We start from the raw sequence: 14,471 nt of genomic DNA, 5'->3' as shown, positions 1-14,471 counted from the left end.
TTGACTGAACTACGTAAGAAGACTGGATGATGCCTTTCATTATCAGTTTTTTATCCGGATTTGCGCTCTCCGCTTCACTGATTGTGGCGATCGGGGCTCAAAATCTGTTCGTTCTTCGGCAGGGTTTGAAGAGGGAGCATGTCGGTGCAATTGTCTTGTTCTGCGGCTTTTCCGACGCGATCCTTATTATCGCAGGGGTGAGTGGGATGGGGGCGTTACTGAGTGCGCTCCCACAGGTTGCAAAAGGATTTACGATTGCTGGGGCAGGGTTTCTGTTTTGGTATGGCGTGAGAACGCTGCGGCAAGCCGCGCAGTCTGAGAGTATGACAGTTACCGAAGCCGCTTCTGTCTCTTTACCGAAGGCCTTGGCTTCAGTGGCTGCATTTACCTGGCTCAATCCGCACGTCTATCTAGATACGGTTCTTTTGATGGGTACAGCATCAACAGCGCGACCGCTCCATCTTAGACCCTTTTTTGCCGCGGGGGCTGCATCGGCCAGTTTTTCATGGTTTGGGGCGCTGGGATATGGCGCGCGCTTTTTGCAGCCAATTTTTGCAACGCCCCGATCTTGGAAAATTCTGGATATTGTTATCGGATGTGTGATGCTTCTCCTTGCTGCACTGCTGTTGCGACAAACCTTCTGAAGTTTTTGACACTACTGGAAGACTTTGATGAACTGGGTCGCTCTTATTGTTGCTGGTGTCTTTGAGGTAATCTGGGCCTCGGCCATGAAGCAGTCAGAAGGATTTTCGAAGTTATATCCTTCTATAATTACGTTTTTAGGGATGTTGATCAGCTTCGGCCTTCTTTCTCTGGCCATGAAATCTTTGCCTATGGGAACGGCTTATACTGTTTGGACGGGAATAGGAGCGATTGGGGCATTTCTGGTTGGAGTAATCTTCTTGGGAGAAGCGTTTACTTTGGCCAGGGCTATAGCTGCGACTTTTATAGTTTGTGGCCTCATTCTAATGAGGGTTTCTAGTCACGAATAATATTTTATCATAAGTTTAGATAATAGAAATATTTTAATCAATTATTATTTCAATATCGGAATGTAATTTAAAATTAATAGTAATTGTTTGACATGAATCATTTACATGATTGTTTTGGGAATATATTTTTAGAGAAATAAATTCCGGGAAATCAAATCGTGCAAGCGCTTACTACTTTTCTGTCTAATTTTTTTAGTGTGTGCCCGGAAATTGCCCTGTTTCTTGCTCTTGTCCTTGGGTGCTGGATAGGGCGTTTTCGTTTCGGTTCATTCCAGCTTGGTGGTGTAGCTGGCTCGCTTCTCGCTGCCGTCCTTATCAGCCAGATTGGTATACATATTGACTCTGGTATTAAGGCCGTTCTGTTTGCTCTCTTCATTTACGCCGTTGGTTACCAAAGCGGTCCCCAGTTTTTTCGTTCTTTAGGGCGGCAGTCCCTAAAAGAAATTTTGATGGCTGTGGTTCTGGCGGTTACAGGATTAATCACAGTCGTTGCTGTCGCGCGTGTTTTCCATCTTGATAAAGGGCTTGCAGCGGGGCTGCATCACCGAGAAAAAATTGGTTTGCCTCTTGCGCAGGTACAGCAGCTTCGCTGTGCAGCGCGGTAACTTACATTTTGCTGGCTGCAGGCGGTCTCACCCAATCGGCTATTATTGGGACCGCTGGATCATCACTGGAAAAAATTGGTTTGCCTCTTGCGCAGGTACAGCAGCTTCAGGGGAATGTCGCGGTCGGATATGCGGTAACTTACATTTTTGGCTCTATTGGCCCCATCCTTCTGTGCATCAATGTTTTGCCATGGCTTATGAAACGTAGCATCCGCGAAGATGCTATTCGTGCTGAGGCGGAGCAGGCTGGAGGAGTGCACGTCATGGGAGAGGGGGAGGTTCCTGCTTTCCCTCGTTTGGTTGGACGTGCCTACCGCGTGACACAGCCCGATCTGACCATTGAACGCCTTGAAGGAATGGCAGCAGGCATCACGGTCGAAAAAATGCTTCGTGAGGGAAAGTTGATTGCGATAGAGCCTTCCTTGGAGCTGGTCTCAGGAGACCAGATTCTGCTGGTTGGTCAGCGTCCAAAGGTGTTGATAGCGGGGCAGAAAATTGGCCAAGAAATTGGCACATCGCCTGATCTGGAACTGTCTCTTATTCGTCGGGATGTTGTTCTGTCTCGTAAAGATTTTGTGGGACAAACAGTTTCACAATGCGTGCAGTCCCTTTCGACTGCTGTGCGGCATGGGGTTTATCTTGTTGCTCTTTCCCGTGCGGGCAAAACTGTTCCTGTCGCAGGTTCCATGAAGGCTATGGCAGGAGACGTTGTGACGTTACTGGGAACGTCCACGGATGTGGATCGAGCTGTGGCCCAGATCGGTACTGCTCTCCTTCCCAGCTTCAAAACCGACCTGGTTTTCCATGCTCTGGGTGTCGCAGTCGGGTTGTTGATCGGTCTGGGTGTGGTGCATCTGGGGTCAATTCCACTTACACTCGGTAGCGGAGGTGGTGCCCTGCTCTCCGGGCTGCTGTTTGGCTGGTATCAAAGTCGCCATCCTGTTACGGGCAATATGCCCCAAGGTGCTTCAACATTTCTGGTTGACTTTGGTTTGGCTGGTTTTGTGGCTGTAACGGGCTTGCAAACAGGTCAGCAAGCCATTGCCACAATCATGCAGCACGGCATTACGCTCTTTCTTCTGGGGGTAGTTGTGACGCTGGTGCCGCTTATTCTCACAATGCTCTTTGGCCGTTATGTGCTGCGTTATGACAATACGGCGATCTTCGCGGGTGCGCTGGCTGGATCACGGAGTGCTAATCCGGCCTTTGGCGAGGTTTTGAACAAGGCAGGAAATGCCGTTCCTACGACACCGTTCGCCATTACATACGCAGTTGCAAATGTTCTTCTTACCCTTCTTGGCCCCCTTGTGGTCGCATTTTCCTGAGCTTTCAAAAAGGATAGTCAATCATGTCTTTCGATTATTCCAAATTCCGCAATCTCAGTCCTTTTGAACTCAAGGATACGCTTATCGAACTTGCCTCATCCAAGGCAGATCGGGTGATGTTGAACGCTGGGCGCGGTAATCCCAACTTTCTGGCAACGCTTCCGCGCGCAGCATTTTTTCTGCTGGGACAGTATGCCTTGTCGGAAGCGCGTCTGTCTCTCTCCTATCTCTCACCTGATCTCGGTGGTACGGTGCGGATTGAGGGCATTGAAGGTCGATTTGATCATTTTGTTGCCAGCAATCAAAGCCAAAAGGAAGCTCGGTTTCTGGGACAGGCGGTGAGTTATGTCCGGGATCAGATGGGGCTTCCTGCCGATAAATTTCTTGTTGAAATGGTTGAAGGTATTCTCGGCTGCTATTATCCAACACCACCACGTATGCTTGCGTTGAGTGAAAAAATCGTCGGTCAATATGTGCTGCGTGAAATGGTCGGAGGTAGGGTTGCTCTGGATTCCACAGACTTTTTTGCGACCGAAGGTGGCACGGCAGCCATGGCTTACGTGTTCAATTCATTCAAGCAGAACAGGCTGATCAAAAAAGGAGACAAGGTGGCGATCGGTATGCCGATCTTCTCTCCTTATATTGAAATTCCACAGCTTGAAGAATACGGCCTAGAGGTCGTTTCAATACAGGCGGATCCAGCTCTGGATTGGCAGTATCCAGATAGCGAGCTGGAAAAGCTGCGTGATCCGGAAGTAAAAATATTTTTCTGTGTAAATCCCAGTAATCCGCCTTCAGTTAAAATGAACGATGCATCGCTGGAAAAAATTGCTTCTATCGTACAGGAACGTCCGGACCTGATGATTCTTACGGACGACGTTTATGGTACATTTGCGGACGGTTTCCGTTCCCTTTATGCTGTTTGTCCCCGTAATACGATCCTTGTTTATTCCTTCTCAAAGTACTTTGGGGCAACAGGATGGCGTCTCGGCGTCATTGGCATGCACAAGGATAACGCAATCGATGCACAACTCAGGAATTTACCGGTTGATGCAAAAGAAGCTCTGACAACGCGTTATTCCAGTCTGACAACAGATACTGCGGATCTTAAGTTTATTGACAGGCTGGTTGCGGACAGTCGTGCTGTGGCACTGAATCATACTGCTGGACTGTCTACGCCACAGCAGGTGCAGATGGTGTTCTTTTCTCTCTTTGCCCTGATGGATCATGAGGGGCGTTACAAAGCGACACTCAAAAGCCTTATCCGTCGCCGTGAAGCTGCTCTTTACCATGAATTGGGTGTTGCTCCTTCGGAAGACGCGAATGCCGTAGATTATTACACATTGATTGATTTGGAAGACACAAGTCGCGCGCTTTATGGTGAAGACTTTACACACTGGATGCTCAAGCGCGCCAGTACCGGGGAAGTCCTGTTCCGTATTGCAGATGAGACCGGTATTGTATTGCTTCCTGGGGCCGGCTTTGGAACTACTCGACCATCCGCGCGCGCGTCTCTCGCCAATCTCAATGAGTTTCAGTATGCGGCAATTGGTCGTTCATTGCGCATGATGCTCGATGAATATCATTCTGAATTTCTGAAGTCTCAAGGCTGAATTCTGACTGAACCCGAAAAGGGGTATATCTTCTTTTTCGGGAGTGCAGGTTTTGGTGTTATGGCATGCAGAAGCACGACAATCCGTCTAGATCGAAATATCAAAAAGGTGTTTATGTCTATGATTTTCGCGCGTGCCCTGTTTGTTTGTGCGGTAATTGGGGGAGTATTTTTTGTGGCGCCTGTTGTTTCTCACGCTGAAGGGCACGATGCATCTTCCTCTCTCCATAAGGATGCATTGCCTCGTGTGCTCATTTTAGCCACAGGCGGCACAATATCCGGTAAAGCGGATGCGCGTTCTGCTATCGGCTATGATGCTGGCGCGGCAACTGGTGAGCAATTAATCGACAGCGTTCCAGGCGTTGAAAAACTCGCACAATTAAAGGTGGAGCAGGTTTCGAATATTGCTTCGCAAAATATCAATAGTCGGATCTGGTTCATATTGACCGAGCGTATCCGGAAGGCTTTTGACAACAATGAAGCAGATGCTGTTGTGATCACCCACGGGACAGACACAATGGAAGAAACAGCTTTTTTTCTGGATAACGTGATCGGGGACGCGCACCCGGTTGTTTTAACAGGGGCAATGCGCCTGTCTGCAATCAGTGCGGATGGTCCGGCCATATTTACGTAAAAGTGGCAGCCGATCCTGGTACTCGGGACGAGGTGTTTTGGTGGTGTTTAACGGTTGTTTTAACAGGGGCAATGCGACCGAGTACTGCAATCAGTGCGGATGGTCCGGCCAATATTTATGAAGCCGTAAAAGTGGCAGCCGATCCTGGTACTCAGGGACGAGGTGTTTTGGTGGTGTTTAACGATGAAGTACATTCAGCCCGCGGTGTAAGCAAAACGCATACAACTGCTCTTCAAACATTCCATTCACCTAATCTTGGCCTCGTTGGTTATGTCGATCCGGCCAGTGTGCGTTTTGTAAGTCCACCGAAAGTCCATAAATATTTTTCTCTTCCAGAAAATTATCAGCTGCCGCGCGTGGAGATTATATACGCGTATGCAGGTATGGATGCGCAACAGATCGATGATGCTATCAGAGCTGGTGCGAAAGGGATTGTTCTTGCAGGTATGGGGGATGGAAATATTTCTGCAGAAGCCTTGGCGGGAATAGAGCGGGCTACAAAATCTGGCATTATTGTTGTGCGGTCTACTCGCGTTGGAAGCGGCTTTGTCAACCGTGATGTGGAAGTCGATGATGACAGGTACGGACTTGTCGCGTCAATGGATTTGAACCCACAAAAAGCGCGGATACTTCTTCAGCTTGTCTTGTCTAATAGTAAGAATACACCTGCTGAGGTTCAGAGAGAATTTGCTTCGGGACTTTAAATAAAAATAAGGTAAACCAAGGGATGATAGGCGGCATTAAGCCCCATGGGAGGAGCACGTTATCTGTAATATTGACATGTTTCTTCCTTATTCTGGCTGCGGACTTTTTTGCTTCACCTGCATATGCAGGCCAATGGTATACAGGCTCGCTGGTTTCTCCGTCGGGGACTACGCGGGAAGGCGTATTTAATGTTGAGCCTTATTCTTCCTATAGCCAGCCTCTGGGGCGGTTCGGTCCACATGGTCGGACATTACCTGCCGCACATCCAGTACAGCGTATGTTTTCCAATTCGACGCTCTGGAAATATGGTGTTTCCCAGGATTTTAGTATTCAGGTCCATACTATTGTTGATTACGGATGGAAGCATAAAGATGGGCATTCTCATGGCCCAAAAACAGGGGATATTCCTGTTGATTTACTCTATCGTCTCGTTCGGCCCGATCCTGAACACTATATTCCTGCTTTTAATCTGATTGTGGGCATGATTTTTCCTACGGGCGATTATACGAGACTAGGCAACGCTCAGGATGGCGTTGGAAGCGGCGCGTATGTTTTCCGTTTTGCGTTGACTGAGCAGTCGACTTATACTCTGCCAGGTAATCACGAAATACGTCTCCGGGTCTGGAACTGGTTTCGGCGCGCTGTTACTTCGGCCAAACTTGTTGATATGACGAGTTACGGAACTACTGAAGGATTTCGTGGCTACGGTAAGCCCGGTATGAGTGGGCAGACGGGATTTTCATTGGAATATGGGCTAAATCAAAAATGGGTTCTGGCCATGGATCTTGCACGGGATTGGTCCAATGGTTCTACGCTGCATGGACATGATAATAACGGAGCTTACGTTTACAAGGTAGGGACTTCTGCAACGGATTGGCAGATTGCTCCTGCAGTCGAATACAATTGGAGTCGACGCTGGGGAGTGATCATTGGGTCAGCTTTTTATTTTTCCGGTCATAACAAAAATATTCAGGTTTCACCGCAATTTGCTGTTAATGCCATGTTTTAATTCGGGAATGATATTTTGATTTCCTCATTTGAGGATGCGCAGGTTCTTTAGATAACTGTCAGGATTATCGACTGATTCATGAGAGTTCGTAAAGTAAGCTCGATGGTTTTCTAATCGTTTCTCTCTCATGGAAAGGTGTTGATGACTTTCAATTCATCGTCATTAAAAAAAGTCAGTCCTGCACCAATCATAGCTTGTTCATTGACGATAGACAGATCATGCGGTGACACGACAGAAAGAGCCTTCAACTGGGTCGATGAAAAGATGTTGTGCCATTTCTGCTGTAACTCCGAAGCATTTTGGATGGTCAGAGATGGAGGGTTCGAAAAACTCTCTGTTTTTGATGCTTTCTATGTGATTCCCTTTCTTTGGTTTTGGTTGAGGGAATGCCGCTATGAAACAGCTTGGTTTCTTTGATGTTGAAGAGCGGCTTGCCCGTTTGAGCGGGCTTGGCGATCAGCTCGAAGCGTTCTCCCGGACAGTGGATTTTGAAGTGTTCCGCCCTGATCTGGAGCAGGCTTTGGCCTATTCAGACGGCAGTAAAGGCGGGCGTCCGCCGTTTGATTTCCGGTACTGATGTTCAAGATCCTGGTGATCCAGACGCTGAACAATTTGTCTGATGAACGGACGGAATATCTGATCAACGACCGCCTCTCTTTCATGCGCTTTTTAGGTCTGAGGCTGTCGGACCGTGTGCCTGATGCCAAAACGGTCTGGCTGTTCCGTGAACGCCTGACCCAGGCGGGGGCCATTGAAACGATGTTTGACCGGTTTGACGCGACCCTGCGGAACGCGGGCTGTCATGATCGGAAAGATGCCGATGTCGGGCCAGATCCTGGATGCAACATTGGTAGCCGCTCCAAAGCAGCGCAATACGAACGCTGAGAAAGCCGACCTCCGGGCAGGACGTACCCCCGAAGACTGGCAGGACAAGCCGGCAAAGCTGTCGCATAAGGATCGTCATGCACGATGGACACTGAAGTTCACGAAGGCGAAGCGTCAGGATGACGGGACGATCCCCACAACGGATCTGGCCATTCCGTTCTTTGGCTACAAGTCCCATGTCTCCATCGACAGGAAGTTCCGGTTCATCCGGAAATGGAAGACGACAGATGCCGCCGCCAGTGATGGTGCGCGATTGCGAGAAGGGCTGTTGGATAACACCAATACGGCCTCAAGCGTCTGGGCAGACACGGCGTATCGCTCCAAAGCCAATGAAGACTTCATGGAAAAGCAGGGATTTGTTTCGAAGGTTCACAGAAAAAAACCGCATCTCAAACCGATGCCCCGGCATATCCAGAGATCCAATGTCGAGCATGTGCGGTCCTGCAACGATGTCATCCGTGTCGAGCATACAGCGGACTGGCCGTCGGGTCTGTGATCTCTTCCTCGAGATCTACGTGTCAGCATGTCTTTGCCGATCAGAAATCGCAGACGGGACTGTTCATCCGAACTGTCGGTATCACCCGGGCCACCATGAGGATCGGACTGGCCAATATTGTCTACAACATGCGCCGCTTTCTCTTCCTCGAACGATTGAGCGCGAGCGCGTAGTCATCCAGCGGGAAACAGCACTCGATCTGCTCAAAACGCAAACAGAAAACGCCCCAAAGAACCGTCAATCAAATCGCCAAAACCCAGAAATCACGGGCCAAGCACATCAATTGATGGTTCTTCGATCCCTCCATATGGAAAGCCGGTCTTTCTGTGTCTTCTTCCAGGCGCCCAGCAGGATAATCTTGTGTGGGTTAAGCGGAAAAGGAACACAGTTCTTCGAACAGGACATTCATCACTTTATATGGGCCTTTTTTATAAGGAACATGGAATTCCAATGGACCAGCAGACACACATAGAACAGGGAAAATACTGCGATCATGGAGGGGGATTCCCCCTGACGTTCGAGAATGGAAATGTTTTTGGTGCTGTCACTATCAGTGGTCTCCCCGCCATTGATGATCATGACATGGTCTTCCAGGGGCTTGTTCAGTACCAGCACCTTAAAACTGCATAATTTCGTTAGGAGAGAGCCATGAAAATCGGTCTTCACGGGGTTTCGACACATTATTCCAATGTCATGACGGATGTCAGAATCGCAAGAGATACTGGGTATGACTCTCTTGAGATCCTCAGTAGTAAAATTCTTCGTTTTCTCGATAATGAGGGCAATATTCATGAGTTGAAAAAACGAATAAGCGATTTTGGTCTGGAAACAGGGTGCGTGAATGCGCTTTTGTCTATTGAAAGGCACAAGGGCGAACAAAAAGACGAGATGTTGGCAGAGGCCCTGCGCCTCACGAGGGTAGCCGCTGATCTGAATTGCCCTACAGTTCAAATTCTGGCCCTCAACGGCATTGACGATAAAAGCGATACAGAAATCATGGATATCATGGCGCAGAATATCCATGAGATCAGCCTGATTGGCCAGAAATACGGGGTTCGTTATCAGATTGAAGTCGTTGCTTTTACCAAGTTCCGAACGCTCCAGCAGGGCCTCTCCGTCATTGAGCGGGTTGGCCAGCCTAATGTTGGAATGGTTATTGATTTTTGGCATCTGTACGACCGGTGCTACGCCAGAAGACGTGGCTCGCATGGACAAAAACCTGATTTATGGTGTGCATTTCTGTGACGGTCGGTTGCCTCGCAAGGGAGAAGCCTGGGATCAGCTTGCGCAGAGAAATTATCTTCCAGGAGAGGGAGAAGTGGATATGTCAGCGCGCAGCTCTTGTGACCGGTGGTTCCCGTGGTATCGACCGGCTATGATGGTTTATGCAGACGGCTATGATGTTGCCATCCTAAGCAACGAGGCGGCTGCCGCTGCCGTTGAAATTGCAATTCAAGGCTCGTGGCCATCAACAATGAAAAAAATCATTGCTGTTGTCGCCAAGGCTTTTGATTTTTGGTCCTGGATGCCCTAATTTATATTTACTTGGTGATCCATGCCTATTTTTATGAATTAAATGGGATTGCAGAATTTTAAAATAATTACTCTCCTATTTTTGGGGAAGAATTAATCATAGCGGTTGCTCGATCAGAATATCTTCTTTTGAAACGCAAGAAAATTTTTCGGAGCAATCGCTTTCTCTCTGATATTTTGCGAAGGGCGTCGCGTGATACCTTAAGGATTACCAATGTTGTGGAACCGATTATAATCATAATCCGTTGATGGCGAAGTCTTTCCGCAGCTTCACGGCGACGGAGTCTTACGGAAAAGTAGCGGATATTGCTGATTTTGTTGGGTTTCTCGCCAGTCCGGCTGCGTCCTATATCACCGGTGCGTCCCTGCCGGTTGATGGTGGTCTGACCGCCTGATCGCAAAATCCATCCGGACCATCCTGTTTTCTCGTCTTGTGATCAGACCGGCTTCGCAACATCCTGTCAGATGGTCAGGCTGAGTGTGCTGGCAGGATGAGAAGGAAAACAGGATGACGTTCGGGCGCAGGGCCTTTCTGGCAAATACAACGCTTTTTGCGGGGACTTTCGCACTTGGCGCCCGAGCAGCTGCAATGCCGTCTCCCGGTAGTGATGATCTGACGGCGTTCATTTACGCCATGCCGAAAGCCGAAATGCATGTGCATCTTGAAGGGACGCTGGAACCGGAAATGAAATTCCGGTTCGCTCGCCGGAACGGGGTGACGCTCCCTTACAAGACCGTGGAAGAGATGCGGGACAGCTACAACTTCCACGATCTTCAGAGCTTTCTGAAAATTTTCTATGAAGGCAAAAGTGTTCTGCTCAAGGAGCAGGATTTCTATGAGCTGGCCTATGCCTATCTGACGAAGGCAGCATCCCAGAACGTTCTGTACACTGAGATGTTCTTTGACCCGCAGATGCATACGGATCGTGGCATTGCTTTTTCGACGGTCATGACTGGCCTGACCCGCGCGCAGGCAGATGCTCGAAAGAACCTGAAAATCGACTCTCAGCTTGTGCTCTGTTTCGAGCGGGAACTGAGTGCTGGATCCGCCATGAAGACGCTGGAAACTGCGCTTCCGTACCGCCAGCATATTGTGGGGATTGGGTTGGATTCAGATGAGAAGAACAATCCGCCTGACAAGTTCCGGGAGGTCTTTGCCCGGGCGAGGAAGGAAGGCTTCCACCTGACGATGCACTGCGATCTGAATCAGCTCGATACGCATGAGCACATCCGCCAGGTTCTGGAAGACATTCAGGCAGACCGGATCGATCACGGCGGCAATATTCTGGAACGCCCCGATCTTGTCGCCATTGCCAAACGCCGGGGAACGGCTTTCACGGTCTGTCCTGTTGCGTGTGGGTGGCTGCGGGAAAATGGCGAGAATATCAACATCATCCGCGGGATGCTGGATTGTGGTCTGAAGGTAACGGTAGCGTCCGATGATCCGGCTTACATGAAGGGTAACTACGTCGCAGAAAGCCTTGTGGTGGCGCAGGGGGATGCAAACCTGAGCAAGCAGGATCTGTTGACGTTGGCGCGCAACAGTTTTGAAGCGTCCTGGATCGGTTCGGCTCAACGGAAAACCTACCTTGCAAAGCTTGAGGCTTTTCAGCGGCAATGGGCTTGAAGGTCTGGCCAGCGGCTCTGATATGAGATAGGCAATTGTGATGAGGGTTTGATCTGTATTCGGTCTGACCGATCAATCATATTGACAGGAACTGTTTCCTGTCCCTCTCATTCTGTGGGACATAGGTTCCGCAACACAACACGAGCGACAAAGCAGGAGACCTTCTGATGGTTCGCATCAATTCGCCGCTGGCACCGTTTTCGACCGACGCATTCCGCGACGGCAAGTTCCTGACCGTCACGGACGCAGACGTCCGCGGCAAGTGGTCCGTTTTCTTCTTCTACCCGGCTGATTTCACGTTTGTCTGCCCGACCGAGCTGGAAGACCTCGCTGACAACCAGGCTGCTTTCGACAAGCTGGGCGTTGAACTCTACGCTGTCTCCACGGACAAGCACTTCACGCACAAGGCCTGGCACGATACGTCCCCGGCAATCGGCAAGATCAAGTACACGATGCTCGGCGACCCGACAGGCACGATCTCCCGCAGCTTCGGTGTTCTGATCGAAGAAGCTGGTCTGGCTGACCGCGGTACGTTCCTGCTCGATCCGGAAGGCAAGGTTCAGTACATCGAGATCACGGCTGGTGGCGTTGGCCGCTCCGCGACAGAACTGCTCGCCAAGATCGAGGCTGCGCAGTACGTTGCAAGCCACCCGGGTGAAGTTTGCCCGGCCAAGTGGAAGGAAGGCAGCGCAACGCTGAAGCCGTCCCTCGACCTCGTCGGCAAGATCTGATCCTGCCCGGTGAGGCATGACAGCCTCACCATCCTCCTGCCTCTCTTTGGGAGGCAGGATTTAACAAGAATTTTTTCTTACAAAACCGCTGGAGAAAACGATGCTTCAGGACGACCTGAAAACCCAGATGCGCGCCTATATGGAGTACCTGCGGAGCGACGTCGTGCTCGAAGCCACGCTTGGCTCTGACGACCGCTCTGCTGAAGTGCGCGGATTGCTGGAAGATATTGCCAGCTTGTCAGACAAAGTGACGTTTTCCGATGCGGGAACGGCATCGCGCCGCCCCTCCTTCGTGATCCGTCGTGCCGGTTCCGTGGAGGAGGTGACGTTTGCCGGCCTGCCCATGGGGCATGAGTTTACATCTCTGGTTCTGGGCCTGCTTCAGGTCAGCGGCCATCCGCCCAAGATCGAGGCCGATCTTGTTGAACAGATCAAGGCGCTGGATGGGGACTTCCATTTCGAGACGTATTTCTCCCAGTCCTGCCAGAACTGCCCGGATGTTGTGCAGGCTCTGAACGCCATGAGCGTTCTGAACCCGAAGATCCATCATACGGCGATTGATGGCGCGGACTTCCCGGAAGAAGTGGAGCGTCTTGGTATTCGTTCTGTGCCGCAGGTCTATCTGAACGGGGAGCCATTCGCGTCTGGCCGTATGGAGGTCGCGGATATTCTCGCCAAACTGGATGCCTCTTCCGTTGAGCGCGCGGCTGCAAAGCTGAAGGATGTGGCACCGTTTGATGTGCTTGTGCTGGGTGCTGGTCCTGCTGGTGCATCGGCTGCCATCTATGCCGCGCGTAAAGGCCTGCGGACGGGACTTGTGGCTGATCGTTTTGGTGGTCAGGTCATGGATACGGCGGGTATCGAGAACTTCATTTCCGTGAAGGAGACGGAAGGTCCGCAGTTGGCCGGGGCGCTGGAAGCCCATGTGCGGCAGTATGATGTGCAGATCATTGCGTCTCAGAAGGCAGCCAAGCTGGTTCCGACAACGCAGCCGGGCGGCTTGCACGAGATTGTTCTGGAAAGCGGAGCGACCCTGCGGTCCAAGACGATTATTCTGGCTACAGGCGCGCGCTGGCGTCAGCTTGGCGTCCCTGGGGAGGAAGAATATCGCACGAAGGGCGTGGCCTATTGCCCGCATTGCGATGGTCCGTTCTACAAGGGGCGTCCGGTTGTCGTGACTGGAGGCGGTAATAGCGGCGTGGAAGCTGCGATTGATTTGGCGAACATTGTGTCTCACGTCACGCTTCTTCAGCGTGGGGCGCATCTGAAGGCGGACAAGGTTTTGCAGGACAAGCTGCTGAGCCTGCCGAACGTCACCGTTCTGATGAGTGCGCTCACCACGAAGATCGAAGGCGATGGCAAGGAAGTCACCGGCCTGACCTACAGTGATGCGGATGGGGGACTGCATCATATCAAGACGGATGGTGTGTTCGTGCAGATCGGATTGCTACCCAACACAGATTGGCTAAAGGGTTCTCTGGACCTCAGCCCTTATGGTGAGATCGTCATCAACGATCATTGTGCGACATCTGTACCGGGTATTTTCGCGGCCGGTGATGCGACGACAGTGCCCTACAAGCAGATCGTGATTGCGATGGGCGAGGGGGCAAAGGCATCTCTTTCGGCCTTTGATTACCTGATCCGCATGCCAGTTGTTCAAAAGGAAGTAGAGCTGGCCTGATCGGGGATTGGGGAGCGGAAGAAGCGGGTGTATGATCTGGTTATGCATCCCTATCTGCTTCCCCTTCTAGCATTTGCCGCCACGGCGGCGATTTTCACCATTACGCCAGGTCTCGATACGGCCATGACACTGCGAACTGCTACCACATCCGGCTGGAAAGCCGGTTTGGGGGCTGTTCTGGGGATATGTCTTGGTCTCGCTGTCTGGGGGCTGGGCGCGGCGTTCGGTCTGACTGCTCTACTTGCAGCGTCTGAAACGGCGTTTACGGCCGTGAAATGGGCCGGCGCGCTCTATCTGGGATGGATGGGTCTCAAGTTGCTGCTCCATCCACGCACGTCCCTTGCCCATGAGCAGGAAGAAGCGGCTGCCGAACAGCCGACGAACCGGCCCGAAATCGGGGTTGCGTTCCGTCGTGGCCTGCTGAGCAATTTGCTCAACCCGAAAGTCGGCGTGTTTTACATGACATTTATGCCGCAGTTCATTCCCCCGCATGTGAATATTCAGGAGTTTTCCCTGCTCCTCACGGCTATTCAGGCCGTACTGTCCTTTGCATGGCTCGGTCTTCTTGTCGCGCTGACCATTCCGTTGGGGCGGTTTTTGTCCAGCCCTGTTGTGGTGCGGCGGATGGATCGTCTG

At 51.0% G+C, this 14,471-nt stretch carries 15 protein-coding genes and 2 pseudogenes; all 17 read left to right on the top strand.

Annotated features, from left to right (window positions below):
* The first annotated feature begins 26 nt into the window (after positions 1 to 26).
* The gene (locus AC3B6F_RS12400) at positions 27 to 644 is read left to right on the top strand and encodes a LysE/ArgO family amino acid transporter (protein ID WP_489824599.1); all 618 of its coding nucleotides are present in this window, start codon (positions 27 to 29) and stop codon (positions 642 to 644) included.
* A 27-nt stretch (positions 645 to 671) separates the two neighbouring features.
* Positions 672 to 992, top strand: coding sequence for a DMT family transporter (locus AC3B6F_RS12395; protein ID WP_489824598.1), 321 nt, complete (start codon positions 672 to 674; stop codon positions 990 to 992).
* A 158-nt stretch (positions 993 to 1,150) separates the two neighbouring features.
* Positions 1,151 to 1,597 (top strand): aspartate-alanine antiporter-like transporter, encoded by a 447-nt coding sequence (locus AC3B6F_RS12390; RefSeq protein WP_489824597.1) that lies wholly within the window; start codon positions 1,151 to 1,153, stop codon positions 1,595 to 1,597.
* 80 nt (positions 1,598 to 1,677) lie between these two features.
* Positions 1,678 to 2,922 carry an aspartate-alanine antiporter-like transporter gene (locus tag AC3B6F_RS12385; RefSeq protein ID WP_489824596.1) on the top strand — a complete coding sequence of 415 codons (1,245 nt, stop codon included), beginning with the start codon at positions 1,678 to 1,680 and terminating at the stop codon, positions 2,920 to 2,922.
* 23 nt (positions 2,923 to 2,945) lie between these two features.
* The gene (locus AC3B6F_RS12380) at positions 2,946 to 4,535 is read left to right on the top strand and encodes a bifunctional aspartate transaminase/aspartate 4-decarboxylase (protein WP_489824595.1); all 1,590 of its coding nucleotides are present in this window, start codon (positions 2,946 to 2,948) and stop codon (positions 4,533 to 4,535) included.
* Positions 4,536 to 4,655: 120 nt separating this feature from the next.
* Positions 4,656 to 5,168: an asparaginase domain-containing protein gene (locus tag AC3B6F_RS12375; protein ID WP_489824594.1), complete on the top strand. Its 513-nt coding sequence runs from the start codon at positions 4,656 to 4,658 to the stop codon at positions 5,166 to 5,168.
* 71 nt (positions 5,169 to 5,239) lie between these two features.
* A complete protein-coding gene (locus AC3B6F_RS12370) occupies positions 5,240 to 5,872 on the top strand; it encodes an asparaginase (RefSeq protein WP_489824593.1) in 633 nt (210 codons plus the stop codon).
* 23 nt (positions 5,873 to 5,895) lie between these two features.
* On the top strand, positions 5,896 to 6,882 hold the full coding sequence (locus tag AC3B6F_RS12365) for a hypothetical protein (RefSeq protein ID WP_489824592.1): 987 nt from the start codon (positions 5,896 to 5,898) through the stop codon (positions 6,880 to 6,882).
* A gap of 394 nt (positions 6,883 to 7,276) precedes the next feature.
* Positions 7,277 to 8,436 (top strand): annotated as a pseudogene (locus AC3B6F_RS12360) (IS5 family transposase).
* Positions 8,437 to 8,503: 67 nt separating this feature from the next.
* Positions 8,504 to 8,893, top strand: coding sequence for a heme-binding protein (locus tag AC3B6F_RS12355; protein ID WP_489824698.1), 390 nt, complete (start codon positions 8,504 to 8,506; stop codon positions 8,891 to 8,893).
* Between the two features lie 18 nt (positions 8,894 to 8,911).
* Positions 8,912 to 9,508, top strand: coding sequence for a sugar phosphate isomerase/epimerase family protein (locus AC3B6F_RS12350; RefSeq protein WP_489824591.1), 597 nt, complete (start codon positions 8,912 to 8,914; stop codon positions 9,506 to 9,508).
* A complete protein-coding gene (locus tag AC3B6F_RS12345) occupies positions 9,471 to 9,797 on the top strand; it encodes a hypothetical protein (protein WP_489824590.1) in 327 nt (108 codons plus the stop codon). The genes AC3B6F_RS12350 and AC3B6F_RS12345 overlap by 38 nt, the downstream gene beginning before the upstream one ends.
* A 250-nt stretch (positions 9,798 to 10,047) precedes the next feature.
* Positions 10,048 to 10,191 (top strand): annotated as a pseudogene (locus AC3B6F_RS12340) (SDR family oxidoreductase); the annotation flags it as partial.
* A gap of 113 nt (positions 10,192 to 10,304) precedes the next feature.
* A complete protein-coding gene (gene add, locus AC3B6F_RS12335) occupies positions 10,305 to 11,423 on the top strand; it encodes an adenosine deaminase (RefSeq protein ID WP_489824589.1) in 1,119 nt (372 codons plus the stop codon).
* A 167-nt stretch (positions 11,424 to 11,590) separates the two neighbouring features.
* Positions 11,591 to 12,154, top strand: coding sequence for an alkyl hydroperoxide reductase subunit C (gene ahpC, locus AC3B6F_RS12330; RefSeq protein ID WP_007281520.1), 564 nt, complete (start codon positions 11,591 to 11,593; stop codon positions 12,152 to 12,154).
* A 100-nt stretch (positions 12,155 to 12,254) separates the two neighbouring features.
* Positions 12,255 to 13,835, top strand: coding sequence for an alkyl hydroperoxide reductase subunit F (gene ahpF / locus AC3B6F_RS12325; RefSeq protein ID WP_489824588.1), 1,581 nt, complete (start codon positions 12,255 to 12,257; stop codon positions 13,833 to 13,835).
* Between the two features lie 27 nt (positions 13,836 to 13,862).
* On the top strand, positions 13,863 to 14,471 hold a 609-nt coding region (locus tag AC3B6F_RS12320), incomplete at its 3' end, for a LysE family translocator (protein WP_489824587.1).

Source organism: Gluconobacter sp. ESL1110, assembly GCF_058107395.1.
This window is presented reverse-complemented; position numbering and strand designations above follow the sequence as displayed.

What these genes read in the sequence shown, in the direction of transcription:
- add (WP_489824589.1), top strand. Translation starts at nt 10,305, where the DNA reads ATGACGTTCGGGCGCAGGGCCTTTCTGGCAAATACAACGCTTTTTGCG.
- AC3B6F_RS12395 (WP_489824598.1), top strand. Translation starts at nt 672, where the DNA reads ATGAACTGGGTCGCTCTTATTGTTGCTGGTGTCTTTGAGGTAATCTGG.
- ahpC (WP_007281520.1), top strand. Translation starts at nt 11,591, where the DNA reads ATGGTTCGCATCAATTCGCCGCTGGCACCGTTTTCGACCGACGCATTC.
- AC3B6F_RS12365 (WP_489824592.1), top strand. Translation starts at nt 5,896, where the DNA reads ATGATAGGCGGCATTAAGCCCCATGGGAGGAGCACGTTATCTGTAATA.
- AC3B6F_RS12400 (WP_489824599.1), top strand. Translation starts at nt 27, where the DNA reads ATGATGCCTTTCATTATCAGTTTTTTATCCGGATTTGCGCTCTCCGCT.
- AC3B6F_RS12370 (WP_489824593.1), top strand. Translation starts at nt 5,240, where the DNA reads ATGCGACCGAGTACTGCAATCAGTGCGGATGGTCCGGCCAATATTTAT.
- ahpF (WP_489824588.1), top strand. Translation starts at nt 12,255, where the DNA reads ATGCTTCAGGACGACCTGAAAACCCAGATGCGCGCCTATATGGAGTAC.
- AC3B6F_RS12380 (WP_489824595.1), top strand. Translation starts at nt 2,946, where the DNA reads ATGTCTTTCGATTATTCCAAATTCCGCAATCTCAGTCCTTTTGAACTC.
- AC3B6F_RS12345 (WP_489824590.1), top strand. Translation starts at nt 9,471, where the DNA reads ATGGACAAAAACCTGATTTATGGTGTGCATTTCTGTGACGGTCGGTTG.
- AC3B6F_RS12375 (WP_489824594.1), top strand. Translation starts at nt 4,656, where the DNA reads ATGATTTTCGCGCGTGCCCTGTTTGTTTGTGCGGTAATTGGGGGAGTA.
- AC3B6F_RS12350 (WP_489824591.1), top strand. Translation starts at nt 8,912, where the DNA reads ATGAAAATCGGTCTTCACGGGGTTTCGACACATTATTCCAATGTCATG.